General features: G+C 51.7%; 24 protein-coding genes and 3 pseudogenes. 10 read left to right on the plus strand and 17 right to left on the minus strand.

What is annotated here, in order from left to right:
• Positions 1 to 23 precede the first annotated feature (23 nt).
• Positions 24 to 902, plus strand: a complete 879-nt coding sequence (locus BJJ97_RS01285; RefSeq protein ID WP_095992857.1) for a metal ABC transporter substrate-binding protein — start codon at positions 24 to 26, stop codon at positions 900 to 902.
• A gap of 89 nt (positions 903 to 991) precedes the next feature.
• On the opposite strand, the pseudogene BJJ97_RS01290 reads toward BJJ97_RS01285, so the two are convergent.
• The 13 genes and pseudogenes from BJJ97_RS01290 to BJJ97_RS01345 form a co-directional block, all read right to left on the minus strand.
• Positions 992 to 2,490: pseudogene (locus BJJ97_RS01290) on the minus strand (protein kinase domain-containing protein).
• Between the two features lie 30 nt (positions 2,491 to 2,520).
• Positions 2,521 to 4,128, minus strand: coding sequence for a PP2C family serine/threonine-protein phosphatase (locus tag BJJ97_RS01295; RefSeq protein ID WP_095992858.1), 1,608 nt, complete (start codon positions 4,126 to 4,128; stop codon positions 2,521 to 2,523).
• On the minus strand, positions 4,128 to 5,168 hold the full coding sequence (locus BJJ97_RS01300; protein ID WP_095700552.1) for a TerY-C metal binding domain-containing protein: 1,041 nt from the start codon (positions 5,166 to 5,168) through the stop codon (positions 4,128 to 4,130). The genes BJJ97_RS01295 and BJJ97_RS01300 overlap by 1 nt, the downstream gene beginning before the upstream one ends.
• A gap of 119 nt (positions 5,169 to 5,287) precedes the next feature.
• Complete coding sequence (locus BJJ97_RS01305) at positions 5,288 to 5,926, minus strand: vWA domain-containing protein (RefSeq protein ID WP_095700553.1); 639 nt, start codon at positions 5,924 to 5,926, stop codon at positions 5,288 to 5,290.
• A complete protein-coding gene (locus BJJ97_RS01310; RefSeq protein WP_095992859.1) occupies positions 5,927 to 6,571 on the minus strand; it encodes a TerD family protein in 645 nt (214 codons plus the stop codon). It lies immediately after the preceding gene.
• A 20-nt stretch (positions 6,572 to 6,591) separates the two neighbouring features.
• Positions 6,592 to 7,230 (minus strand): vWA domain-containing protein, encoded by a 639-nt coding sequence (locus BJJ97_RS01315; protein WP_095700555.1) that lies wholly within the window; start codon positions 7,228 to 7,230, stop codon positions 6,592 to 6,594.
• Between the two features lie 158 nt (positions 7,231 to 7,388).
• The gene (locus BJJ97_RS01320; RefSeq protein ID WP_095700556.1) at positions 7,389 to 7,853 is read right to left on the minus strand and encodes a tellurium resistance protein TerW; all 465 of its coding nucleotides are present in this window, start codon (positions 7,851 to 7,853) and stop codon (positions 7,389 to 7,391) included.
• 344 nt (positions 7,854 to 8,197) lie between these two features.
• The gene (locus BJJ97_RS01325; protein WP_095992860.1) at positions 8,198 to 9,151 is read right to left on the minus strand and encodes an HpcH/HpaI aldolase/citrate lyase family protein; all 954 of its coding nucleotides are present in this window, start codon (positions 9,149 to 9,151) and stop codon (positions 8,198 to 8,200) included.
• Positions 9,151 to 9,378: pseudogene (locus tag BJJ97_RS22430) on the minus strand (RNA-binding protein); the annotation flags it as partial. The pseudogene BJJ97_RS22430 and the gene BJJ97_RS01325, both read right to left, overlap by 1 nt.
• 110 nt (positions 9,379 to 9,488) lie before the next feature.
• Positions 9,489 to 10,233 (minus strand): annotated as a pseudogene (locus BJJ97_RS01330) (cysteine protease StiP domain-containing protein); the annotation flags it as partial.
• Entirely contained in the window at positions 10,226 to 11,008 is a 783-nt protein-coding gene (locus BJJ97_RS01335; RefSeq protein ID WP_095992862.1) for an HAD family hydrolase, read from the minus strand. The pseudogene BJJ97_RS01330 and the gene BJJ97_RS01335, both read right to left, overlap by 8 nt.
• Positions 11,001 to 12,143, minus strand: coding sequence for a phosphoribosyltransferase domain-containing protein (locus BJJ97_RS01340; protein ID WP_095992863.1), 1,143 nt, complete (start codon positions 12,141 to 12,143; stop codon positions 11,001 to 11,003). Before BJJ97_RS01340 ends, BJJ97_RS01335 begins: the two co-directional genes overlap by 8 nt.
• Positions 12,144 to 12,149: 6 nt before the next feature.
• Positions 12,150 to 13,214, minus strand: coding sequence for an ATP-grasp domain-containing protein (locus BJJ97_RS01345; RefSeq protein ID WP_095992864.1), 1,065 nt, complete (start codon positions 13,212 to 13,214; stop codon positions 12,150 to 12,152).
• Positions 13,215 to 13,536: 322 nt separating this feature from the next.
• Between BJJ97_RS01345 and BJJ97_RS01350 the strand changes: the two genes are divergently transcribed.
• From BJJ97_RS01350 to BJJ97_RS01375, 6 genes are all read left to right on the plus strand, one after another.
• The gene (locus tag BJJ97_RS01350; RefSeq protein WP_095700562.1) at positions 13,537 to 14,118 is read left to right on the plus strand and encodes a TerD family protein; all 582 of its coding nucleotides are present in this window, start codon (positions 13,537 to 13,539) and stop codon (positions 14,116 to 14,118) included.
• Positions 14,118 to 15,278, plus strand: a complete 1,161-nt coding sequence (locus BJJ97_RS01355; RefSeq protein WP_095992865.1) for a TerD family protein — start codon at positions 14,118 to 14,120, stop codon at positions 15,276 to 15,278. The genes BJJ97_RS01350 and BJJ97_RS01355 overlap by 1 nt, the downstream gene beginning before the upstream one ends.
• A 23-nt stretch (positions 15,279 to 15,301) precedes the next feature.
• Positions 15,302 to 15,757: a tellurite resistance TerB family protein gene (locus BJJ97_RS01360; protein WP_095700564.1), complete on the plus strand. Its 456-nt coding sequence runs from the start codon at positions 15,302 to 15,304 to the stop codon at positions 15,755 to 15,757.
• Positions 15,758 to 15,782: 25 nt separating this feature from the next.
• Positions 15,783 to 16,826 (plus strand): TerC/Alx family metal homeostasis membrane protein, encoded by a 1,044-nt coding sequence (locus tag BJJ97_RS01365; protein ID WP_095700565.1) that lies wholly within the window; start codon positions 15,783 to 15,785, stop codon positions 16,824 to 16,826.
• 52 nt (positions 16,827 to 16,878) lie between these two features.
• Positions 16,879 to 17,457, plus strand: a complete 579-nt coding sequence (locus BJJ97_RS01370) for a TerD family protein (protein ID WP_095700566.1) — start codon at positions 16,879 to 16,881, stop codon at positions 17,455 to 17,457.
• 72 nt (positions 17,458 to 17,529) lie between these two features.
• Positions 17,530 to 18,105, plus strand: coding sequence for a TerD family protein (locus BJJ97_RS01375; protein WP_095700567.1), 576 nt, complete (start codon positions 17,530 to 17,532; stop codon positions 18,103 to 18,105).
• A gap of 42 nt (positions 18,106 to 18,147) precedes the next feature.
• On the opposite strand, the gene BJJ97_RS01380 is transcribed toward BJJ97_RS01375, so the two are convergent.
• The 4 genes from BJJ97_RS01380 to dtnK form a co-directional block, all read right to left on the minus strand.
• Positions 18,148 to 18,831, minus strand: coding sequence for an HAD-IB family hydrolase (locus BJJ97_RS01380; RefSeq protein ID WP_095992866.1), 684 nt, complete (start codon positions 18,829 to 18,831; stop codon positions 18,148 to 18,150).
• A gap of 16 nt (positions 18,832 to 18,847) precedes the next feature.
• The gene (locus tag BJJ97_RS01385) at positions 18,848 to 19,672 is read right to left on the minus strand and encodes a DeoR/GlpR family DNA-binding transcription regulator (protein ID WP_095700569.1); all 825 of its coding nucleotides are present in this window, start codon (positions 19,670 to 19,672) and stop codon (positions 18,848 to 18,850) included.
• 143 nt (positions 19,673 to 19,815) lie between these two features.
• A complete protein-coding gene (locus BJJ97_RS01390) occupies positions 19,816 to 20,796 on the minus strand; it encodes a D-threonate 4-phosphate dehydrogenase (protein WP_095992867.1) in 981 nt (326 codons plus the stop codon).
• On the minus strand, positions 20,789 to 22,117 hold the full coding sequence (gene dtnK / locus BJJ97_RS01395; protein WP_095992868.1) for a D-threonate kinase: 1,329 nt from the start codon (positions 22,115 to 22,117) through the stop codon (positions 20,789 to 20,791). Before dtnK ends, BJJ97_RS01390 begins: the two co-directional genes overlap by 8 nt.
• A 236-nt stretch (positions 22,118 to 22,353) precedes the next feature.
• On the opposite strand from dtnK, the gene BJJ97_RS01400 reads away from it, so the two are divergent.
• From BJJ97_RS01400 to BJJ97_RS01410, 3 genes are all read left to right on the plus strand, one after another.
• A complete protein-coding gene (locus BJJ97_RS01400; protein ID WP_095992869.1) occupies positions 22,354 to 23,490 on the plus strand; it encodes an iron-containing alcohol dehydrogenase in 1,137 nt (378 codons plus the stop codon).
• A 68-nt stretch (positions 23,491 to 23,558) separates the two neighbouring features.
• A complete protein-coding gene (locus tag BJJ97_RS01405) occupies positions 23,559 to 24,443 on the plus strand; it encodes a dihydrodipicolinate synthase family protein (protein WP_039470120.1) in 885 nt (294 codons plus the stop codon).
• 37 nt (positions 24,444 to 24,480) lie between these two features.
• Complete coding sequence (locus BJJ97_RS01410; protein WP_095992870.1) at positions 24,481 to 25,896, plus strand: sodium:solute symporter family protein; 1,416 nt, start codon at positions 24,481 to 24,483, stop codon at positions 25,894 to 25,896.
• The last annotated feature ends 3 nt before the right edge of the window (positions 25,897 to 25,899 follow it).

A 25,899-nucleotide genomic window follows, 5' to 3' on the forward strand; every position in this document is an offset into this window, starting at 1 on the left:
CTGCAACTGTCTGTGAGGGAAAAATGAAACGTTCACTGTTAGCTATTGCGTTATCCGGCCTGCTGCTTAGCCCACTGGCGATGGCAAAGAACCTTGAGGTTGTCGCCAGCTTTTCCGTGCTGGGCGATATGGTCAGCCACATCGGCGGCGATCGCGTTACCGTCACCGATCTGGTGAAGCCCAATGGCGATCCGCATGAGTTTGAGCCTTCTCCGCAAGACAGCAAAACGCTGGCTAGCGCCGATCTGGTTTTCGTTAACGGTCTGGGGTTGGAGGGATGGATCGACCGGCTGGTCACCGCCTCCGGCTACCGTGGCGACGTCATTACGGCCTCAACCGGGATTGAAACCCGCACTATGGTCGAAGACGGAAAAACGGAAACCGATCCGCATGCCTGGAACAGCATGAGCAACGGCGTGGTCTACGCGCACAACATCGTCAACGCGCTGGTGAAAGCCGATCCAACGAATGCCGATTACTATCGCCAGCAGGGTGAAACCTATATCAAACAGTTACAGGGGCTGGATAACTACGCGAAGCAAACGTTCGCCACCATTCCGCCAGAAAAACGTAAAGTGCTGACCAGCCATGACGCATTCGGCTATTTCGGCCAGGCCTACGGCGTGAAGTTCCTGTCACCGGTGGGCTACTCCACGGAATCGGAAGCCAGCAGCAAAAAAGTGGCTTCGTTGATTAAGCAAATCAAGCAGGAGAAGGTGAAAAGCTACTTCATTGAAAACCAGACCGACGGACGTCTGGTGAAGCAAATCGCGACGGCCAGCGGCGCACAGCCCGGCGGTGAGCTGTACCCGGAGGCTCTGACCGACGCCTCCGGCCCCGCGGCAACCTACACGGCGGCGTTTAAGCACAACGTCGATACCCTCGCCGCCAGCATGAAGTAAACCTCATTCCTGCCCTTGCGCTGATCAACAGAGACGCACAAGGGCAGCGATACCGGTTAGCACATGTCCTCTGCTAACATAGTGCCGTGTTAATTTGTGACCAACTGCACCACCACCAGCCTTCCCCCCTCTTGGGTGGAAAGCACAAACTGGGCACCGTCCGTCAACGCCAGTTTATCTCCGATGGCGACCTTCTTTTTATCGGGTAACGACATCAGTTCCTCAATGCCTTCATTAACCAGCCACCATTGGTCATTATGAAACACGAAATAGCCAACACGCTTCTTTTGTTCTGGTGTCGTGCGCTCATTGGGGGCAATTAATCGGTTCACGTGCCACGCGTACAAGGACTGGCCGTTCCATACCATCAGGCGGTGATCATCGGGACGATAGCTTCCCGTTGTCCGTGAAGAATACAGATTCAGTATCGGCAGTTTTCCTTTATACGGCGTGCCGCAGTAAGGGCATGAAGGCTGCGTTTTACCGGAAAATACATACCATTTCTGCTCACAGGCTGCATTCTGGCACGGCTGGATGAGATCGACCGTTTTCACCAGTGCCGTTTCCCACTCGTCGGCCGTTGGGCGCTTGGTTGGCTCATGCAAACCGGTAATAAAGGCTTTCTCAAAGAGAGGCGTAAGATAAGGCCCGAGAACGGTATAGGGGATCTTATCCGTATCTGCCCACGGTAAGGATGATGGGCTAACCTGGCTGAGCTTAACCGCATTGCTGCGGTCTGTCGGGTGCTCGATAAACAGCGCCTTTTCCCCATAGACAGGGATTCGTCCCGCATTTCATCATCCATGTCATGAATTTTACCGCCCCGTAGCGGGTGTCGGTAAAACAGATACATATAGATTAATACTGACAGCGCGTGGCGATCGGTGCTGATGCTCGGTAAGATCCGATTGGGATCCTCTTTCGCCAGATGAGTGGTTTTCACGACTTCAGGGGCGATAAAGTCCGGCGTGCCGACAACGTCCGGCGGGTATTTCCCCGGCACCACCAAACCATCGATATCGATCACGCAGGCATGTCCGGCTTCAGGATCCACCAGCACATTCTTATAACTCAGATCGCTATGACACAAACCCGCTGCGTGCATGCGCCGTACCGCACGGGTCAACAACAGGCAGACTTTCAGGTAATTGAGCAGGTTGCCGCGCTCACGCGGATCGAGGAATTTATTCTGGTTATTCGCACTGGCAAACCATTTCCCTTCTTTTTCCCGCCCCTTGATACCAAGAAAATCATCATTCTTAGAACCATACTTAAAGAAAAAGTGGCTGTGGTAGGTTGGCACCACAATCCCTATCCGCCCCTGATGCTCAACCACGCTGGTCGGCCAGCAGAACAGGTCTTGCCAGTAGTCGCCCCCCGCTTGCTCAAAAATACTTTGCCGATAGCGGCCGGTGATCATCGCGATCCGTTCTTTCGCCTGCTCATTCTGGGGCTTTTTGTAGAAAGCCACCACGTAGGTCTTATCAGGGGAAAAATAGACATCCTTCATCGAACCCGAACCGATGATTTCGTCAACGTATTGGACAGGCTCACCGTCTCGGGTAGTACAACTAATAATATTAGCCATTGATTATCACCAGCGATCCATTTCTGAGACTCACCATGCCACGACGATCGTCCGGTCATCATGGTTTCCGGGCGAGAAAAAGTTTAGCCACTCAGCCAGTTGTTCTGCCGCTTGTTCGCTGTCATTCAGACAGGGGGCAATATCGGCGACCAGCACATCCCATTTTTCCGGGTTTTTTAGCCCGTTATCGGTTTCAAAATACGGATCGGACACCCCGTCCGTCATCAGGATCAGGTGCGAAATATCGCTCCATTTGCCGATAATGACTCGCTCATGAAACTGAGGATCCTGTACAGCATTCAGATCCAGAAAGCGGGTCTGCCCTGCATATTCACCGCTATCTGGCTTGCCTAATGGACGCACTTTGCCCACCGGGCCGTAGGCGGCGATAGCCCCATCGCCCAGCCAGAATGAAGCGGCAAACAGCCCATCCGCAGTACGCAACGATACCGTCGCGAGCAGCGTGGTGGAGTATGATTTGACATGTTCACCGGTTTCTATCGATTCACCGTCGAGCTTATGTACCGCAAGCTGTGCCGCCTTATGAAACTGCCTGATGAAGAAGGCGAAAATCTCTTTCTGACCTTCCGGCGTCCACTGGGCGATCTCGGGCTTTAGCCATGCAGCCGATTCTTCCGCCATCTGCTGCGCCAGATAGGTTCCCACGACCGTTGTCACCAGTCGCGACCCCTGACGAGAATTTTTGGCGCTCCCTGCACCGTCGGCAACCAGCAGGATGCTCCAGCCGCTGTCATTATCGTGAGCGATAAAATAATCATCATCACGAAAAGTACCAACGTGTTCGTGTGAACGCCCTCGGCGGCTAGCGGCGGCGATATTAACGTCTGGTTGACGGATCAGTTGGTGCGCGACATTCGCTTTAAAATAACGATCGTCCGCTGGAGGATCGATAATTTTCCATAGGCTGCGTGGATCGGGATTCACGATCAAGAGCACCGTTGTTGTCCCTGTTAGCGCAGCTCCGCATGACCAGTGGAGGGTGATTTCCCGATCGCCACTTTGGGTCGGCGTTCCCACCAGCGACGTCGTGTCTCGGTCGAAATGTAGCCCGATCGCTTCGCCAAAAATCACGTCCTGTATATCAGGCTGGATTCCGTTATCGAGGATAATTTCAATAGGCGCGTTAAATGGCGTACCGACACGCGCATTGGCGATGTTAACTTTTGCCTGTGGCGCACGCGCCGTAGGAGCCGTGTTCTGGCGCTGGTTCGACGTTGGGATCTGTCCAGGTTTTAGCATATCTGCACCACTCAGGTTATTTTTCGTGGCATTCAATTCCGCAAAGGGCATCGTTTCCCACGGTGCTTTTTCCGCGCTCTCCTGCTCTGTCGATTCTGCACCGCGGGTCGATACCGGCTCGACGCTCTCCGACACGATGATCTCAGACGGAAGCGTATCATCCAGCCCCGATGCGGTTACCACATCGGGTAGCGTTGCGGCGCTAGTTGGCGGCGTTCCTTCAACCTTGAGCATCACCTGTTCACGCAGTTTTTCTAACTGTAGACATAACTCAGTATCATTGTCCCAGACGTGATGTTCGGCTTCGGAAAGCGTTTTTCCTGCCTGTTGTAGAATAAGCGTGAATATCTGGCGATTCAGACTGACATCATGATCCATTAGCCTCTCCCACGGTTAACATCAAAATCTTCCACACCGCCATTTTCACTAAAGCTAATATTATTGTCGCACCATGGGCATATCACGGTTTCTGGCCCGTTGATACACAATAGCTTTCCACAGGAACACATCGCGAAGGCACTGGCATTACCACAATGGGGGCAACCCGGCGCACCGTGTAATTCGCTCGTATTCACCTGTAGCGCAGAGGCGGAGGCATCACTCCAGGCAAAATAATCGTCATCAATAGGGAAACAGCCTGCCAAATTAAACCCGTTGATATTAAGCTTAAAATTGAGGGAAGACAGATTGACGTTGGGGCGCTCATATTTCATCAGATAGGGACGACGTGATTTATTGCAGCGGCCGACGAGGATCACACAGTTCTCATCATAAGCCCTCGCCACCTCATCCTTGGCCAGCCGAACAATAGACCCCGTCGTCGGCAACAGCGGCGGAGCCTCCTCGCCGACGCTACGGCTATGTGCGGTAACAGAGGCCGTTATCCATTTAATAAAGCGGGTGAAATCCCCTTCCTGTGCATCAGTAAACAACAAGACATTTTCGGTGAGCTGGCGCAGCGTACTCAAGTCGGCAGAAGCCCCTAAGCCAATCGCAATCAGGTTAACCTTACTGGCGTAGTGTGTTTTCCAACGTGTAATCTCTGGGGTGATATCATCCGTCGGGCGACCATCGGTCAGTAAATAGACCACCGGTTTCCAATCACCTTTACGCTCTTGCGTCGTCTTTCTGACTTGCTCATCGATCTGTTTCGTCAATTCCCGTATCGCCGCCCCGAGGCTAGTGCCACCACCTAACGGCAGACGCGGTGGATAAAATGACACCACTTCCACCAGGGGGACGATGGTTTGCGCCACACCAGCAAAAGCGATGACAGAAATCCATGCGGTTTCGAGGGCGTGAGGGTCTTTTTTCAGATCGCTGACGATAGTCTGGAGGCCATCGTTCATTTTCTTCAGATTATCTCCGATCATCGACTCCGAGCAGTCGAGAACGAAGAAAATGGGTAGTCGTCTCATCACAGACACCTTTATTAAGCGAATCGCTTTTATTCAGAATAGCCTTTGCGGTAAGCGCTTCTCTGGGTTCGATATTGATAAAATAAAGGCAGAGCCCTGTTGGGAGCCCTGCCTTGGTGTCACAGAACCAGCTGTATTTCGGGAGGGGGTGGCGGCAGGTTATCCTGACCAGCATTGACACCGGAGCTAGCGCTACCTGATGCAACACTCGCCGAAACCCATTTGAAGAAACCGGCAAACGCCGTAGAGTCCAGCGTTTCTAACGCCACCACTTGGCTGGTCAATTGTTTAAGGTGTTCATGCTTGGCTTTCGGCCCAACGGCACAGGCAATGATCGAACCAAAAGCACGTTTTTTGATTTCTTTCACTGCTTCATCGTACGCATAGGCGTCAGAGGGACTGCCGTCAGTCATGAGGAACACCAGAGGCCGCCAGTCGCCTTTCTGATCGCCATCGGAACGTTTGATATCGCGATCGACTGACTGAATCAGGCACTCAAGGGCCGCGCCCGTAAACGTTCCGCCCGCGCTAGGCACCACAATATCGGTAAACTGGAAATCTTCCAGCGGCGTCAACGGGATAAACTCCCGCGCTTCATTGTCGTATGTGATGATTGAGATATAGACACTTTCTAACGCATAAGGATCCTGACGCAACGCGCTTAGCATCGCCTGGATCCCCACATTGACCGCATGAATGGACTCACCACGCATGGAGCCTGACGTATCAATCAAGAGATAAACCGGTAGACGTCTCATTTACAGGTAGCTCTTTAAATGCGTGATAAAGGAATCTGAATCGGAAGGTTCGCCAATCGCGCTAAGTTTCCAGCCCGTCCCTTCACGTACCAGTTCAGCAAACACCATGGAGAATTTTTGGTTAAATGCAGGCCCGCCAGACAGGTCAAAACGCGCCATTTCAATATTTTTAGCATCCACGGCGCGGATAAAGGCATTCTGTACTTTGCCAAAGTGCTGTTGCAGTTCCCGACCATTGTAGATCTGGACAATAAAGACGATTTTTTCGTATCTGGCATCCAGCGTATTCAAGTTGGCAATAATCTGCTCATCATCGCCATCTCCCGCGCCGGTGCGGTTGTCGCCAGTTAACCAGATTTGCCCTGAATGATGTCGCTGGTTATTAAAAAAGATCACATCCCCGTTATCTAACGTTGGCCGACCCCCTTCGATTTTCCCCAAATCGACCACTTTTCCTTCGGCGTTACACAGGAAGGCAACCACATCGAGATCGTACTCATCTTCTGTTTTTTTGCTAAAGATGCCCCCCAGGAATCCTTTTTTCTCTTCGCTGATGTCCCAGCCTAGACCGATAGTCACAGAGGAGAGATCGAATTCATTCTTCTTGAGGCTAACACTTTGTCCTTTACGCAAACTGACTGACATACAGTCTCCTTGTTTTTCTGTTAGAGCACGACATTCACTTCTGGCGGCGGAGGAGGAAGATCGTCAAGACCGATAACTTCTTTTTTACCAGATTCCACTTTTTGACTTCCAACCGAGATGCTGGCCGATACCCACTTGAAGAAAGCCTTAATGGAATTCGAATCTGCGGTATCAAGCCGTAGGACTATCTCGGTAATTTCCTGTAGTACTTTCGTTTCTGCTACCTGCCCAGCAGCACAAGCAACCACAACGCCAGTACGAGCCGACTTAAAATCAGCAACGCCTTTGCGCCAGTCATCTGTCGGCGCACCGTCGGTCATGATGAAGACCAGCGGACGCCAATCTCCTTTAGTTTCTGCCGTGGTTTTCCGAACCTCACTCCCAATAGCCTGTGCTACCAGCGATAACGCTTCGCCAAGCGCAGTCGTGCCATTGGCAACCAGATCGGGGGATTTGAAATTAAGCAGATCGGTTAGCGGGACCGCTTGGCGGGCAGAAGTATCAAAGGTAATGACGGAAACATAGGCCGTTTCCAGCGCATAAGGGTCTTGGCGTAGCGTCGTGAGGAGTGTCTGTACCCCGTTCTTCACGGCTTCAATTGGCTCACCATGCATTGAGCCAGAGGTATCGAGTAACAAATAGACCGGTAGTCTTCGCATATCATCAATCCATTAATTTTATGAATAATACGATTAAGACATCATAATCAATCTGGTCGTTATCTCAACAAAAAACACGCATCGTCAATCAGTTAACTTGAGGGAGGAGAATGAGATACAGAGAAAGGCACGGGCAAGAGAAGCCCGCGTGATGTGAGTTATTTTTTTGACGGCGAGGAAGCACGAATCAACTCATTCGCACATTTATCGATCAGCATTTCCACCGCTTCGCTACGCGTCACGTCTTTGAGACGTGCAAGCGTGTCGATCTTACGCAAGATCGACATTCTTAATGACAGAGAAACCGCTTTCTTTTTTTCTTTATCCAGAAAGACCCGACTCACCGTTTCTTCTTTAAACGCAGCATTAGATGACAGCGCTTCCGCCATACGACGTAACGTTTTTTTATCGAGCTGGCCGGGCTGAACCATATGATAAGCGTGTAGTGCTTTGCTGTATTTTATCTCAGCAGAATACGTGTTTCTCAGCTCCTTCAGTACGCGGGTCAACGTAGGTTCCGAGCAATCAAGCGCGGCGATGATTTGTGCGGCGGCAACGGGCTTCCCCGTTCCCAGGATATTGGCAAGCTGGAAAACACGTACCTGACGGGTGCTTAGTTGCATAGAGAATCACACCCTGCATTCCAGAATAATGATCGTATGGGCTGAAAAATAAGCGTGTTCACTGGCATTTTTCTAGATGATCTCATGCTAATTACTGTTAATTAACGAACTATCATACCGCAGCCCTTAACGCTGGGTAATCATAGTGCCACCCTCGTTTCTGAGCATGGGCAGACAATAAGGATGGCAGCGGATAAGCACGTCCTCTGCATCCCTAAGCAAAATTTTAATATCTTCTTACTCTAACAGACAAATTTTCAACGAGAGATAAACCAGAGAAAATACCGGATGTTCCCCCAAGCAGAACGGAGTATCGCAACGCGCTACCTTCGATCAACATCGCCTCAATGGTTATGCGTTGCTGCGATAAAGCGCGGCCCCTGATTCTGCTCTGATGCGATGCCATAGACCTGAGCGCGTTCCAGAATCTCCGATGCCCAGCGCCGATGCGTGGCAGGCTCGCACATCGATCCCTGAGATTTAAACACCGCCTGGCTAGAGTTCAGGATACGCAACGCATCCGCATAGTCGGTGGCCGACACCATCAACGCCTGCTCAATGAGCGTAATTTGCTTGGGATGAATAGCCGTTTTCCCTACCAACCCATGCGCCATGTCCAACGCGAGTTCGCGGGACATGATCTCGTGATCGTCAATATGTTCACAGACTGGTGCGGTCAACGCGAAATTTCGGGCCGCAAATATCGAGACCAGCATTTTGATCACATACCCCATAGGCCCATCATATAGAGTCAGGTGGCGCGAGCGCCGCAGTGAGATCACATTCATCAGATCGTTTCCCCCAATGCGCAGCGCGATAATACGCTCATGGCAAGGGTGAGACTGGAGTTGAGTGGCTAATTCACGCATCTGCACCACGTCAAAAACATCTTCGGTTTCCAGCGTGGGCATCATGCAAAGCTCGCTATTACGCACCGCTTCCCACCACAGAGGCAAGGAAGACAGGGTAAATTTGGGTAGCACCAGCCCATCCAGCGGACTCAAATCCATTTCATCCACAAGCCACTGCCCCATTTCACTGTCGCGCGGACGAACGAAAACCAGCGGCCAATCAGCTTTTCCATCGACGTCTCTCGCCTGTGCCAATCTCGTCAGCAGTTCACGAAGCCGTGAGAGTGCCAGAGGCACATCGCTTTCAGCGACCGCATCTTCAAGGCAAATAACCAGAGAACGCAGCCCGCTAATTTTATCGTTCAGGATAACATCAGCAATATCGGTACGCGTGGCAGGCATATAAAGCGTCGCACCGAGATTCCAGGGAGAAAGCCTTTTGTTCATCAGTGCACCCTTTTGATGATCGTAACCGCACGGTACTGACCGATTTCATCACCGACTTCAGTAATGGTAATCCCCTTTTCCTGGGCGAGATAAACCAACAAAGCGACATCGGGATCGTCCAGCTTTCGTACCAAAACATGGTCCGGCACACGGCGCAACACGGCACGAGTTGCTTCAGCGATTCCCGGTTTTATTCGATTGATACTGTTGATGTCATAACGTTCAGCCAACGTGCGGATCACCCTTTCGCTCTGTTGTTGAAGATAATGCTGTCGTTCAGGCAGTGACTCACCACATGATGGAACCACAGAAGAGGACGAGCCATGCAGCGCCTCAATGGTATCCACCAGCATTTGGCTGCACTCATAGCGCTTAAGGTGATCGCATATCACACAGCCGTGTAGCCCTTCATCGGCCCATAAAGATCGGGATATCAACCCAGAAACAGGTGCGCCCATAATCCCGAACGGAATCAGCCAATCATCATTACTCGCCGCCAGCCAGGCACAACCGCAGGGATCTGCCAGTACGACCAAGCGCGGCTGAGCGGGATATCCCGCTCTCCCCTTTAAGGATCGGATCAATTCACCCGTGATAGCGCCTTTACCCGTCCAGCCATCAACAAACACAATGCCCTCGCTGCCGTGGCGGGTTTCAATCCATTCCAGCGCGGTGTTATCAATGCCCCGATCGCGGATAATGCTAATGCCATAGTGGTAGGACGTTTTCCCCATAGCACGCAAAGCCCGGTGCAGCATCACGCCCAGAGGAACACCTGCACGCACTAAACTGGTCAACACTATCGGCGTATCACCAAAACGCTCTGCCAGCGTCTGCGCGAGCATCTGTACCTCTCGAGCTAAACGAGCCCCCCCTTGTTCGAGGGCGCGGGAGAACAGTTCAAGGTGCCACACCGTCGGTTCCGGTTCCTGACTCAGCATATCTGAATAGTGCTTAGCGCCCGATTGAATCAGCCGTTCCTTCTCTTCCACAGAAGTCACTTCAATCTCTACAGGCTGAAGCAAAAAGTGGATGTCGTCTGGTAAATAGGAACCAGAGAAGGGCGTGATATCGTCATGCATTTTTGGGATCTCCGAAAACGCGGCGGGCGATCGCCTCCGCAAACTGGCCTTGTCGGGGCAACCCGTACCAGGTGCAGAGTTTCATAAAACGGTGATCGCTGAGGCTATCTCCCAAGCCAATAACGGGAAAGCTTCCCCGTTCCGCACGTAATTTATTGAGTAAATAAGTCACTGCCAGCCCTTTTTCTACCGGATCAGGTAACCAGGCAATGTTGTTACTGTTGCGGTGCACGTAAAAACCCTGAGTCGGGTAGCGCTGCTCTATTTCATCGGCGATAGCGTAAAGCTCCTCAAGTCTGGTGCTATCTCGGTGCTTCATCACCAGATAAATCGGGGTATCGCCATATTCGTAATTAATGCGTGCCCAGCCGTTAATCCCACGCGCTGCCATCAGTTCGGTGATGCCCTGCTGCATCGCGTGAAGTTGCTCCGCATAGGGTGCCAAATCGCTCAATATCTGCGCTTTCCAGTCACTGTCCGGTTCACCCTGCGGGGTGAGGATCACCGCACCATGTGTGGTGACCGCCCAAGAGCGGAAAGGGATGGTCACACGGGCTATTTCCTCCGTGCCACGCGCTGTCACCGGAATCAGTTCAGCGTGTTCCAGCATCCAGTCCACCAGCATCGCCTGCTCTTCAGTCATAAAACTGCGCGGTGTCAGGCTGGGGTCCAGCGCTCCCGTGCGGTACGGCTCCAGATCCAGCTCATCGACCATCTTACGCCGCGTCTGAAACAAGGTATCGTCAAGGTCAGAAAAAATAACGGGCTTAGTCATAGCTGATAATCTCCACCTGGGGCGCAACCGTCGCCAGCGCATCGAGTAATTGGGAATCCACACTCTCTGGCGGCGTTTCCACGCAGAGCAAAATGCGATCGAAACGTTGATGCAGCACGTTGTAGACAAAATTCGCAATGCCTAGCCCGTAATTATCATTGAACGTTATCGCTGACTGAATAGCGAATCCGTTTGCGATAGGCGATCGCGTCGTTGAACTGAACTTAACCTCAGCCCCCTGCGCGTGCAAATGTTCTGCCAGTAAGAAAGGCTCCCAAACAAACTCACTACTGCCCAACACCAATATTTTTTCACCCTGCGACACGCGTAAATCTCGTCCTAAATCCCCCGCAGGTTCACCCATTCCCAAACGTCCCCAGCTCTGTTTGCCGGTGATAGCAACGTTACCGCGTGCCGTCACGTTAACCGTCGGCATCACAGGCAGTGGTGCATCTGGCTTTGGCACCCACTGCCAGTCGCCCTGAACCAGAGAAATCGACTGAATCGGTAAAGGACAACGCTGTGCGAGAGCACTCCCGCTCCAATCAGTCAGCGTGACGGCAAACACCTGTTGCAAATGCTTGAATAACGCCGTTTCACGCAGTGCAGCGAGTAAATTAATGAATGTATTGCCGGTGGTCGCTTCATCATCGATCAGGATCAGAGTACGCGCATCAAGCACGCGGCGACGCAGTTGTTCATTGTCGGGAAGATAGATCAGGTGATCGGTGGCGTGACTATGCGCTTCCTTAAACTCACACAGCAGCTCGCCATCTTGCGGATGACGAGTGGAAGTCAAATAAACGGCGTCACTGACCCGTTGCCTCACCTCATCAAAAACCCCTGCGCCCAAACCCACCGCGGTTTCAGCCATGCCAATAAACAGCACGGGACCGGCGATAGAAGTAGGAAGCTGTTCTGCAAGCTGGCGATAAACACCGCGCATAACCGTTGGAGACACAGGAATATGTCGCCCCAGAACCTTACTAACAAACAAAAAGGCACGCTTAGGATTACGGCGTTCAGCGATATCAAACAAGGTATCCAGTGCTGCCACGCCGCCGGTTGGCGTCACATTCAGTGTGCCGCAGGAAAGGCTGCGAGTATAAACGGGCTGTGGTGAAACCTGTGACATGGCGACTTACCCTTCTTGAAGTCGATTAGACAACGTGGTCTGGTAATGGACAACATCGGTTATAGAGCGCACTGTCGCGGGCGAAAAAGCCTCAGCCGCCAGCTCAACCACCTGTTGTGTACTCAGTAACCCCAGTTGGCGCAGGGCAAATAGGCCGGGCAGGTTTACGCCACTAAAACGGGTATAACCGATGCCACCAGAAGGGCGCATATTGATCTCAAGCAGTTGGGGGATCCCATCGCTATTGTTACGGGTTTGCACATTGACTAAACCATCTGCCTGCATTGCCTCAGCGCAGGCAATGGCGAGCTGATAAGCCTCACCACTATTCTCCAGATATTGCAGCGCACCGACCTTACGCCGCGCAACCGCCGCCAACACGGTGCCGTTTTCTACCAGCATATCGACAGAATATTCCGGCCCCGGCAGGTACGGCATGAGTACCAGCGGCGCAAAATTCCCTGCCTCTTCCTGTGCTTGCAAATAGTATTTCGGCGCAACCAGACGTCTGTCTGGATCGGTAAATACTGACATCGGTGAGGCGTTATCATCAAAACGCCAAAAACCCATGCCATAAATTCCCGTGACAGGTTTCACGCACAGCGGTGCACCAGAGAAAGGTGCCGCAGCGATCTGCTGCCTGAGTTCATCAACAGAGGACACGCGAATTGACGGCACGACAGCCAGCCCCAGTTTCTCCATTTCATCGGCAAAAGAGACTTTGTCATCCGCTATCAGTAACGATTTGGCATCAACAGTGCCAGTCGTGAGTTTTACACCAAGGGATTCAATTTCATGTCGATGGTTTTCGCACCAGCGGCTATGTCGGCCAGCATGGATGACATGAATTCCCTGAGTCTTGATGATGGTGAGAATAAATGAGAGTCGCGCAGCCTCGTCTTTAGGCTCCAGGATCGCACGATCGGCCAGAGACAAAATTTCATTACGTTCATTACGATGAGAGGCAAAAATGGTCACATCTGCACCGCGCGTTTCGACAAAAGACTTGATCGCCAAAATCATATCGCGCTGGGAAGACAACCCTTCCATCAGCCAAATTTTATGTGTCATTGGTATGTATTTCCATACGGTGTTGACTGATTACTTTAAGCGTACTGAGTCTATTTATGCCATCTTTATATGTCAATCATATTATGATTTACATCAAGTAAATAAAAAACCTTAATGAAGCAGCTTAAAATAGCAATACGCCATCGATGATTTATGCGGATTTGTTAATATTCATATTAAAATCATTAGCATGATACATTTAAAATAATAAAAGGTAAAAAGTTTCTTGCTCACAAACTACATCATGATATGATTTTCTTCATCAATGGATTTTGGTGTAAAAAGCGTTGTTCTTTTCAATACCTTTATAAGGAATATGGCTATGGTTTCGTTAAGTAAAAACCAGACAATTTCTCTCAGTAAACAGTCTTCTGCAATCAGCAATCTTCATTTTGGTTTAGGCTGGGATCCAATCAAAAAGAAGGGCCTTCTAGGGGGATTATTTGGCGGCAATTCGTCAATTGATCTCGATGCTGGGTGCGTGCTGCTCGACAAAGCGGGTAATGAAATCGATACCGTATGGTTTCGTAAATTGAAATCCTCCTGTGGGTCGGTAGTGCATAGCGGTGATAACCTGACTGGCGAAGGAGATGGTGATGACGAAGTGATCCGCGTTGATCTGAACCGGTTACCTCAAAACGTCGAATATTTGGCGTTCACCGTGAACAGCTTCCGTGGCCAAACATTTAATGAAGTTGAAAATGCATTCTGCCGCGTTGTTGACCAGGCCAATAAAGAACAAGCTCGCTATCAGTTGACCGAACAAGGTTCTCATACTGGTATCGTTATCTCATCACTGCGTCGCAATAACGGCCAATGGGATTTCACGGCTCATGGGCAGGCCTGTCGTGGGCGCACCATTAGTGATATGCACGCCGATATTGTTACGACGGTGGTGCGCTAATGAATTTGATCCCAGGAGGCAATGCCCCCGTCCCCAATAAAACGTTGCAGGTTCGTATACTTTCCGGCTCAGCAGTCGACGCCAGTGCTTTCCGTTTGTTCTCAACCGGTAAGGTACAGGGCGATGCTGATATGGTTTTTTACGGTCAGCCACGTAACGATGACGGCAGTATCAGTCTGAGCAACGAAGGGAATAACACCGTTTTCACTATCGATGTTACCCGGCTAAAACCAGACGTACAAAAAGTCGCCTTCACCGTTGCCTGTGAAAGCAGCCAGACCGTCGCAAATTTACAGCGACTCAACATTCAAGTTGAGGCTGATAATGAGGTTCTGGTTAACGGCAACGTCGAATTGGCTGGACGCCAGGAAGCGGCCTTGATCCTGGGAGAGCTTTACCGTCGTAACAACGACTGGAAATTCCGCTTTATCGCACAGGGGTTTAACGGCGGGCTACAACCTCTCGCCGAGCACTTTGGTATTGAGGTGTCGGCAAGCCCAGCGCCTACCGCAGCGCCTGCGCCCACACCGGCACCGACTCCCGCACCAACCCGCATCAACCTGAGCAAGGTATCACTCACCAAAGAAAAACCGGCCATTAGCCTGGAGAAGCGAGACAACTTCGGCGAGATCCGCATCAACCTCAACTGGCATCGTGAAAGTAAAGCTTCTGGGCTACGAGGTATGTTTGGTGGCAGTAAGGGCGTCGATCTCGACCTCGGTGCTTTTGTCGAAATGCAAGATGGTCACAAAACCGTGATTCAGGCTCTGGGAAGCCGCTTTGGTGACTACCAGAACGAGCCGTTTGTCCTGCTCAAAGGGGATGACCGTACTGGTGATGTGTCAGATGGCGAATGGCTGCATATCAATGGTCGTGAATGGAAGAACCTGCGTCAGATTCTGATTTACGCCTTTATCTACGAAGGTGTACCTAGCTGGGATAAAACCGATGGCGTGGTCACGCTACACATCCCCGATCAACCGCCGATCGAAACCCGCATGACGGAAGGACAAGATAACCGCAGCATGTGTGCTGTCGCACGTCTTGTCAATGAAGGGGGAAGCATCAAGGTAGAACGTATCAACCAATTCTTCCGTGACCACGGCGAGATGGATAACGCACATGGGTGGGGGTTCCGCTGGAAGGCGGGCTCAAAATAGTTTCATTTTACGAGGGTTTAAAAATGAGTTTTCTTAATAAGGTTAAAGGTGCCTTTAACGCCAGCCGGGAAGAGTTGACCAAACAGGTCGGACGCTTCAAAAACAAGAAATTTCTGCAAGGTACTGTCGCGGTTTGTGTCCGTATCGCGGTATCCAGCGGTGGTGTGAGTGCAGAAGAAAAACAGAAGATGATCGGTTTTCTCAAATCATCAGAAGAGTTAAAAGTATTTGATACTGCTGAAGTCATTGAATTCTTTAACAAGTTAGCCACCAGTTTCGATTTCGATGAAGAAATTGGAAAAGGTGAAACGATGAAATATATCCTGGCGCTCAAAGATCAGCCTGAAGCGGCACAACTCGCCCTGCGAGTGGGTATTGCTGTTGCTAAAAGTGACGGTGATTTCGATGCAGCAGAACAAAATGCCGTTCGCGAGATCGCAACAGCGCTTGGGTTCCAACCGGCCGATTTCGGCCTTTGATGTCAATATCCTCTAAGGGTTATCTATGGTGTCCACTAATATCGGCTTCCCGACAGAAACCGTCATTGTTTTCATAGCACTGGCTATCGGGGCCATTTTTATCGACCTGTTCATGCACCGTCATGACAAGCCGATTTCATTGAAAAGCGCTGCACTTTGGTCTGTGTTCTGGGTCGTGGTAGCAATGGCTTTTGCAGGGTTCCTCTATATTCACCACGGTACCGAGGTCGCCAGCCTGTTCATCACTGGCTATGCGCTGGAAAAAGTGCTGTCGGTAGATAACCTGTTCGTGATGATGGCAATTTTCTCCTGGTTCTCCGTTCCAGACCGCTACCGTCACCGCGTTCTTTACTGGGGGATCATCGGGGCCATCGTGTTCCGCGGTATCTTCGTTGCGATCGGGACTGGGCTGCTCAGCCTGGGGCCTTATGTGGAGATCGTCTTTGCGTTGATCGTTGCCTGGACCGCCGTCATGATGTTGAGAAGCGGTGACGATAGTGATGAGATCGAAGACTACTCACAGCACCTTGCTTATCGTTTAGTTAAGCGCTTCTTCCCTATTTGGCCAAAATTGCGAGGCCACGCTTTCCTGTTAAACCAGAAGGAAGTGGACGAAGAACTCGCTAAACCAGAGAACAAAGACGTCACTATTGGCCGTGGTACCAAAGCCGCGTTTTACGCTACTCCACTGATGCTGTGTGTGGCAGTCGTCGAACTTTCTGACGTGATGTTCGCCTTTGACTCTGTTCCCGCTATTATTGCCGTTAGCCGTGAACCGCTGATCGTCTATAGCGCCATGATGTTCGCTATCCTTGGTTTGCGTACACTCTATTTTGTACTGGAAGCGCTGAAACAATATCTGGTGCATCTGGAAAAAGCCGTTATTGTGTTGCTATTCTTCATTGCCGCCAAGCTTGGTCTGAACGCAACCGACCACATATGGCACCATGGCTATGGCATCTCGGCAACCACCAGCCTACTTGTTGTTCTGGGTGTACTGGCGTTAGGTATTATCATCAGTATCATGTTCCCAGGTAAACCCGATGCTGAGGAGAACAAGGAGAGCTAGTCTTCTGCTCCTTACACTGAATTCTGAAATATCAACTTAAGAGGTTAATTTAATGAGCGTTTCTCTTTCTAAAGGCGGTAATGTTTCACTGAGCAAAGCAGCGCCGACAATGAAAAATGTCTTAGTCGGCCTTGGCTGGGATGCCCGCGCAACAGATGGTCAGGACTTTGACCTGGATGCTTCGGCATTCCTGTTAAATGTTAACGGCAAAGTGCGTGGCGATACTGACTTCATTTTCTACAACAACCTGAAGTCTGCTGACGGCTCAGTGGCTCACACCGGCGATAACCGCACAGGCGCGGGCGATGGAGATGACGAGTCATTGAAAATTAAGCTAGATCTGATTCCAACTGAAGTGGACAAAATCGTTTTCGTTGTCACGATTCATGATGCACAAACACGTAACCAGAGTTTTGGTCAGGTTTCCGGTGCGTTCATCCGCCTGGTAAACGATGACACTCAGACCGAAATCGCACGCTACGATCTGACTGAAGATGCTTCAACCGAAACCGCAATGCTGTTCGGGGAACTGTATCGCCATAATGCGGAGTGGAAATTCCGTGCAGTGGGTCAAGGCTATGCTGGTGGTTTGGCATCTGTTTGTTCACAGTACGGTATCAACGCATCCTGATAACCCTTACTTTGTTTCCCCTCCGGGCAGCCTAAACTGCCCGGTAATCCAATCTAAAGCAGGAGCTATAAAATGGCAGTTTCTCTGGTAAAAGGCGGTAATGTATCCCTGACGAAAGAAGCACCAACCATGAATATTGCCATGGTCGGCCTGGGGTGGGACTCTCGTGTCACCGATGGACAAGCTTTCGATCTGGACGCCTCAGTATTTATGGTCGGTGAAGACGGCAAAGTACTGTCCGACGCTAATTTTATTTTCTTCAATAATAAACTGAGCCCATGCGCCTCCGTTGAGCACCAAGGTGACAACCGTACTGGAGAAGGCGACGGCGATGATGAGCAAGTGAAAATCCATCTGGCGAAGGTGCCGGCTGAAGTGAAAAAGCTGGTATTTTCCGTGACTATTTACGATGCCGAAGCTCGTAAACAAAACTTCGGTATGGTCAGCAACAGCTTCATGCGCGTATATAACAATGATACGGGCGCTGAAATTGCGCGTTTCGATTTATCTGAAGATGCCTCCACCGAAACCGCCATGATTTTTGGCGAACTGTACCGCAATGGTGCTGAGTGGAAATTCAAGGCCGTAGGTCAAGGTTTCGCGGGTGGGTTGTCCGCCCTTGCGTCCCAGCACGGCGTCAATATCTAATTGATACTGGCTCCTCGGTTCAAACTGGGGAGCCATTACTATTTAAGGATGCCCTTTAACGACACCCGATAGCAGCAACCGTTCTGCAAGCGGCTTGAACCGCATCCACTGCGGGTGAAAATGACGCCAGTGCGCATCTTGAGCGGATGCTAATAGCTCGTAGTCGCCACGGGTATCGCCCCACGCGCGCAAATGATATTGGCTCAGCGGGCCATACACCCCTTCCAAGCGTTCTACCTTATAAAGACATCGGCAGTTATGCCCGTTAATCTTCCCAGTCAGTACGCCGTTTTCCACTTCAAGCTGCGTCCCAATCAGTTTGATACCCAGTCGATCGGCAAAAGGACGTAACACGATCTCTGGCGATGCTGAACAGAGTGTCACCTCAGCGCCGGAATGGAGTTCCGCGGCAACGCCAAGTAAACCTGACTTGCGCATCAACGTATTCCACTTGCGGTGGCAGAAGGCCTCTGCTTTTTCCTGCATCCAGGAAACGTCGACACCCGTAAGAAAGGTGGCGATGAGCGCTTCTTTGAGTTCATCTCGCGTCAATTTACGCTGTATACAACGCGCGGAAGGCAACACCAGATGCATCACTCGGCGAGCAAAAACACGCTTGCCGAAGGCGAAACGTAAAAAAGGAATAAAACTGTCATGGTAGGTCAACGTTCCATCGAAGTCGAAGACCGATAGAACCTGACGAGCGCGATTAAACTCAGTGCTCATTGGTCAAAAAACTCCCCTATAAACCACCAACCAGCGTCAGATTGAACGTTTTGCCTTTCAGCTCCGTTTGCACCTCGGGTGCTAACGCGCTGTCGGTGATGATATCGGTTAGCTCCGACAGAGGCGTGACGCAGAACAGTGAGTACGCACCGTATTTACTGCTGTCAGCCAGCAGTATCCGGCGGCTGGCATTCGCGCCAAGATCTTGTTTTACGCCTGCTTTCTCTTCCGTCGGCGTAGTGACGCCTTTATCCAGACTCCACGAGTTACAGCTGATAAACGCGATATCGGGGTAAATGCTGCGTAACAGACGGCGGCCGTGTTCGCCGATGCAGGACTGGCTGCTGTCATCGATACGCCCACCGATAATCGTCACTTCAATCTGCTTGAATTCAGACAGGAACAGCGCAATTTGCAAATCGGCGGTAATTACGCGCAGCGGCAAATGCGTCAGGTTACGCGCCAGCTCCAGCATGGTCGTACCCGCATCCAGCACCACCGCGCTGCCCGGTTTAACCAGCGTCGCGGCATAGCGAGCTATCGCCTGCTTTTCTTGAAGGCTACGATGTAATTTCTCATTCGTGGTCGGCTGGGAAGGGATAAAACGATTGAGCGTCACACCGCCATGACTGCGGCTAATCACACCCTGCTCGTCCAGTTTGATCAAGTCACGACGGATCGTCGCTGGGGAAGCGTCGATCACGGACACCAGTTCATCTACCGTCACCAGATTATGGCTTTTCAGGTAATCCATAATCTGATCAAGACGGCTCTGCCCTTTGACTTTATCCCCGCTCATGCGGAAAGCATCAGTTAATGTAGGATCCACGGCGATATCCATCTTGCTGTTATCAAGTTATTTTAAGTTGTTGCTTCTTGATTGCAGGATACCAGAAACCTTCCCGAACGCGGGAAGGAAGATATCCTGCAATGTGCACTGTAGCTTAAAAAACCGTGCTATCAACGGTGATGCGTCACCGCAAATCAGGCCAGCTGCATGGCGAGCTGGATAGAGATCGCCATACTTTCGGGCTTCGCTTTACCTGTCCAGGCAATGTCAAACGCCGTGCCGTGGTCAGCAGACGTGCGGATGAACGGCAATCCGGCGGTGATATTCACCCCATCATAGAAGCCTAGCAGCTTCAGCGGAATGTGGCCCTGATCGTGATACATCGCCACCACCATATCGTACTGGCCTTCATATGCCTGTAAATAGACGGTATCCGGCGGGCATGGACCATAAACATCAATACCTTTGGCCTTCATGGCTTCCACCGATGGCGACACAATTTTGATCTCTTCGTCACCAAACAAACCATTCTCGCCCGCATGCGGGTTAACCCCGGCAACGGCGATACGCGGGTGGGTAAAACCAACGCGCTTGAGGAAGACATCCGCCATGTCGATCACCGTTTCCACGCGATCGCGGTTCAGCGTATCCAGGAATTTACGCAGCGCGATGTGCGTTGAAACATGGATAACTTTCAACTTATCGGTATACAGCACCATCGCATAGTCGCGGCTGTTGGTCAGCTTTGCCAGCAACTCGGTGTGGCCCGGATAGAGGTGACCCGCCGAGTGCAGCGCTTCTTTATTCAGCGGTGCGGTGGCAATCGCATGGACTTCACCCGCCATCGCCAGCTCAGTCGCTTTCTTGATGCAGCGGTAAGCCAAATCGCCCGCCTGCGCCTGAACAACGCCAGGCTTCAGCGCCTGAGGATCTTCCAGCGGCTCATCAATCATGTTGATTACGCCCGGCGCGAAGACCGCGTCAGACGGTTTATCAATGATTTTCAGTTCTACGCCTGGCACGATATTCAGCGCCAGAATACGTTGCATCGTCTGTACACAGCCCACCACCACAGCGGATGCGCCGGAAAGCTCGCCTTCGGCCAGAGACTTGATAATAATTTCCGGTCCAATCCCTGCCGGATCACCCATCGTTACCGCAATAATTTTACTCACTGACCTTCTCCTCAATAAAACGTAAAACGTCGAGCAAAGTAGTTTCGTTGCCAAAACCCCCCGCTTTAGTCATCACAGGGGTCGTGCCGACAACGCTGTTCAGCAGGTATCCCCAGGGCACACAGGATGCGATTTGCCCCTTAATCTGAAAGCCGGTCGCGCCCAGTGCGGTTGCCACAGCAATCGCAATGTCACCACCGGATAAATACAGTCCGCCCGGCAGACGCCGGTTAGCGCTGTCCGCCGTCAGGCTGTCTAGCGCCTGAACAATATTGCGCGTAAGTTCCCCCAGAGAGTGGCTGATCGTTTCGCCAAGCTGCTGTCGGCTGAGCCCAAGCTGCTGGCACCGCGCGTCGATCTCGAAGCGCTGATTTTCGTTATGACAGGTACGAATAATGCAGTGATTACCCTTCATCAGCGCCTTTACCGCGTCCTCACACTGGGATGCCATGACGGTGGATGAATCGGCTGAAAAGAGTGCGTTGATATCGATCTCAACCAGCGTGACATCGCTGCGCAGCCTGACGGCCGCAATCTGTTTTTGAGCGATGTCGCTCATCGATCCGACGACAGCCAGCAGCGGTTTTTCGGTTTTACGCGTAAAATTCTGCGCATTCGCCAGCGCTTCGCTCAGGCCCGCCGAGCCGACCAGCAAGGGGCGAAACGGCAACGTTCTGGCAGCATCAACGATATGTGTCAGATCGTCCTGCACATCCGTATCAAGAATAATCAGACGTACGCCTTCGTCCGCCAGTTGCTGCAAACGGTCGGCTAAATGGGCCTGACGGACGTCATCAAGGTGTATCTCCGCCACCGGTAAAGCGGTTTGCTCTGCCAGACGGGCAGCGATAGAAGCCGAGGTCACCGGCGTTTTGGGATCGCTGGCAAATTCCGTGTCGGTAAGCAGACGGCCATTCACCCAGACTTCACCTTTGCGGGTCACACGCCCCAGCGTCGGCGACGCTGCAGCAATCAGCGCGACGGGCACGTTTGCCGCAGACAGCGCGGCGGCGATTTCCGCCCCCACATTCCCGCGCAGCGTCGAGTCAATCTTCTTGATAATCCAGCCTTGTCCACCAGCGGCCTGCCAGGCTGCAACCGCTTCTACAGTACGTTGAGACGCCACGTCGTCACACACCGCACGGCTATCGGTGTTGATCACCACCGCATCACCCAGTAAATCCGCATGCAGTTTATTAACGTCAAATACGACGCTAACCCGAGCACCATGCTGCGCCAAACCGACGCCCGCATCATTGGCACCCGTAAAGTCATCAGCGACCACTAATACCTGTTCTGCTGATTGCTGCACGTTTGACATACTTCATCCCCGGTTCATGATTACCTGATAATGATTATATTGAATCACATTTGATTATATGTGAGCAATATCAAATTATTTAAAAGGAATTTCACCTATAAATTATCACCACGATGTGGCAAATGGCGTTTAGACGTGATGAGAACCACGTCATTTGACTGAAAGTAATCACCATCGCAACCATTATCATCATAGCGATAACGCTCTGGCGAAAGAGAAAAGGCAAGGTAATAAGCATGAATATCAATAGCACTATCCTCAGCGGTTACCGGGTACTTCAGGACATTAGTCACCTGTTGGCAGGGAAACAGCACGTTTTATTTGTCACCGACAAAAACATCGTCGGGCTGCCTGATGTTCAGGCGCTGATCGCACAAGTTAAGCAAGCCGTTCCGCAGGTTCTGTTGGTTGATCATGTTCCTGCCGAACCAAGCCAGCACGATGTTGCGCAGATACTGAGCCAGCTCAATCAAATCCAGACCGATTTGGTCATCGGCGTGGGCGGCGGCAGCGTACTGGACGTCGCCAAACTGCTTTCCGTACTGTGCGCGGGCGATGAAACCGTCACGCTGGATAGCCTGCTGGCAGGAGAGAAACCGACTCGCCGCACGACATCCCTGCTGATCCCGACCACCGCAGGAACCGGCTCAGAAGCCACGCCGAATGCCATTCTGGCGATCCCGGAAAAAGAGACCAAAGTCGGCATTATTACGCCAGTGATGCTGCCGGATTACGTTGCGCTGGTGCCAGAGTTGACCATCAGCATGCCGTCACATATCGCTGCTTCAACCGGTATCGATGCGCTCTGCCACCTGATCGAGTGCTTCACCTCGACGATTGCTAACCCGGTCAGCGACAACTACGCGCTGATTGGCCTGAAAAAGCTGTTTGCCAACCTCGAAACCTCCGTGCGCGAGCCGAGCAACATGGAAGCCAAGCTGAACATGCTGTGGGCGTCCTATTACGGCGGTGCCGCCATTGCCCACTCCGGTACGCATTTGGTTCACGCCATGTCTTACCCGCTGGGCGGCAAGTACCACATCCCGCACGGCGTAGCGAACGCCATCCTGCTCGCCCCTTGCATGCGTTTCGTGCAGGACGCCGCACAGGAGAAATTCGCACAGGCGTATGACCTGCTGCCGGATGCCAATCTGACGCTCAGTACAGCGGAAAAAGCGCAGGCGCTGGTGACCTACTTCAGCGAATTGGTTAAACGACTCAACCTGCCTAACACCTTACAGCAGCTCGGGGTCGAAAAAGACCACCTGCCGTACCTGGTTGATGCCGCGTTACAGGTTCAGCGCCTGATGAAAAACGTGCCGACACAGGTCAGCGCCGACGACGTCCGTGAGGTTTATCTGACTCTGTTTTAAAGCGCGCGGGTTTAGGTAGAACGGTTTTAACTTTTCATCTTTTTGATTACGTGTCACGAGGAAGAACAATGAGTAAAAATATTACCGGCGTACTAACTGCCATCGTCACGCCGTTTGATAACCAGGGCGAATTTAACCCCGCTGCTATGCGTCTTCAGGTTCAGCGCCAGATGCGCTACGGCAACGGTATTTTTTGTAACGGCACCAACGGTGAGTTTTTCGTGCTGCACACCGATGAGAAAGTCGCCGTCACTGAAACCTGCGTTGATGAAGTTGCCGGAAAAGTGCCGGTTGTCGGCCACATCGGTGAAATCTCCACGCGGGAAACCATCAAGCTCGGCAAGCGCATCGCCGCGCTGGGTGTCGATGCCGTTTCGGTCATCACCCCCTATTTCATCCCACTCAAACAAGAAGAACTGATCGCCCACTACACCGCCGTCGCCGATGCGCTGACTGTGCCGGTGTTTCTCTACAACATTCCTGCACGCACGGGGAATACGCTGGCGCCGGAAACTGTCCGTACGCTGGCGGATCACCCGAACATCATCGGCATTAAAGACAGCGCAGGCAGCTATGAAAGCCTGAGCGGTTATGTGCAAGCGGTGAAAGGTGTACAGGGTTTTAACGTATTGAATGGCCCAGACTCGCTCATTCACCAGGGCTTTGTTGACGGCTGCTCCGCCTGTATTTCCGGGCTGGCTAACGTGGCACCGGAACCGATCAGCCAGATTTGGCACCGCTTCAATGCGGGTGACATCGAAGGCTCCCGTCAGGCACAAGAACAGGTTGCCGAGTTGCGTAAGACACTGTACGCCATCGCGTTCTCACCGGCTGTGGTGAAAAAAGCGCTGGCGATTATGGGTGAAGATGTCGGCGTCAGCCGCTATCCGATCCAGTTTTCCGCACAGGATGAAGACAACATCCGCAACATACTTAGTCAATTCTCGCAGTAACAGAGAAATATCAATTTCCACTTAAGGCCGAGAAGATATGAACCATTTTAACTTTACTGACACCCTCATAATCGTTGGGATGATTGTATTTTATATCGCATTCACCTCATGGTTAACCTACAAGCTACGCAGTAAATCGAACACCGAGTTCATGGAAGGCTCACGCGCGCTACCGGCGTTTATCGTCGGTATCCTGCTGATGACCGAGTTCATCGGTGCCAAATCCACCATCGGTACGGCACAGTCCGCCTTTGAGAACGGCTTTGCCGCATCATGGTCGGTGATTGGCGCCGCCATCGGTTTCCCGCTGTTTGGTATGATTCTGGTGAAGAAGATTTATAACACCGGGAAAATCACCATCTCCGGCGCGATTGCCGAGAAATACGGTACCAGCACCAAGAACATCATTTCGATCATCATGATCTATGCGCTGTTGCTGGTTAACGTGGGCAACTACGTCAGCGGCGCGGCAGCCATCGCCACGGTGTTGAAAGTCTCCCTGCCTGTCGCCGCGCTGATCACTGCCATCGTCAGTACTTTCTACTACTATTTCGGTGGCTTGAAAGGAACGGCCTACATCACGCTGATCCACAGTGCCGTGAAGTACGCTGGCGTCATGATCATTCTGTTTGTGGCATTGAAAATGACCGGCGGCTTTAAGCCAATGATCGAACAAATGCCGGATTACTACTGGACGTGGGACGGTAAGCTCGGTGCCAGCACCATCTTCGCCTGGCTGATCGGGACTATCGGTTCTATCTTCTGTACGCAGTTCGTGATTCAGGCAATTTCGTCAACGAAAGATGCCACCAGCGCTAAACGTGCTACCTGGGTTGCCTTCTTCTTCTGTATGCCGATTGCGCTGGCTATCGCGGTCATCGGTGTTGCAGCGAAGTTTGCCCACCCTGAAATCAACAGCCTGTACGCAATGCCAGTCTTCTTGCAAGACATGAACCCATGGCTCGCTGGTCTGGTCACCACGTCACTGGTCGCGTCTATCTTCATCAGCGTGAGTATGGTGGCACTGGCTATCGTTTCCCTGCTGATTAAGGATTTCTACGTTCCTTACTGGAAACCGACGCCAGAAAAAGAAATGAAAATGACCCGGATCCTCTCGCTTGTCGTAGGTTTCGCGCCGCTCATCTTCGTTCTGTTCGTCCCTGAAATCCTGAAGCTGTCATTCTTTACGCGCGCCATTCGACTGTCGATTTCCGTGGTTGCCGTCATTGCGTTCTACCTGCCGTTCTTCGGCAGCGCTCGCGGTGCAAACGCCAGCCTGATCTCCGCCTGCGTGGCCACCTCTGTTTGGTATATTCTCGGCAACCCATACGGCATTGATAACATGTATGTCGCGTTGGTTACCCCTGCTGTCGTCATACTGATCGACCGCATGATTCCGAACAAAGCGAACAAAATCAAAACCTCTCCAACTGAAAATAAATCGGGAGCCTGAGTC

The sequence above is a fragment of the Pectobacterium polaris genome, from assembly GCF_002307355.1.
Lineage (GTDB): Bacteria > Pseudomonadota > Gammaproteobacteria > Enterobacterales > Enterobacteriaceae > Pectobacterium > Pectobacterium polare.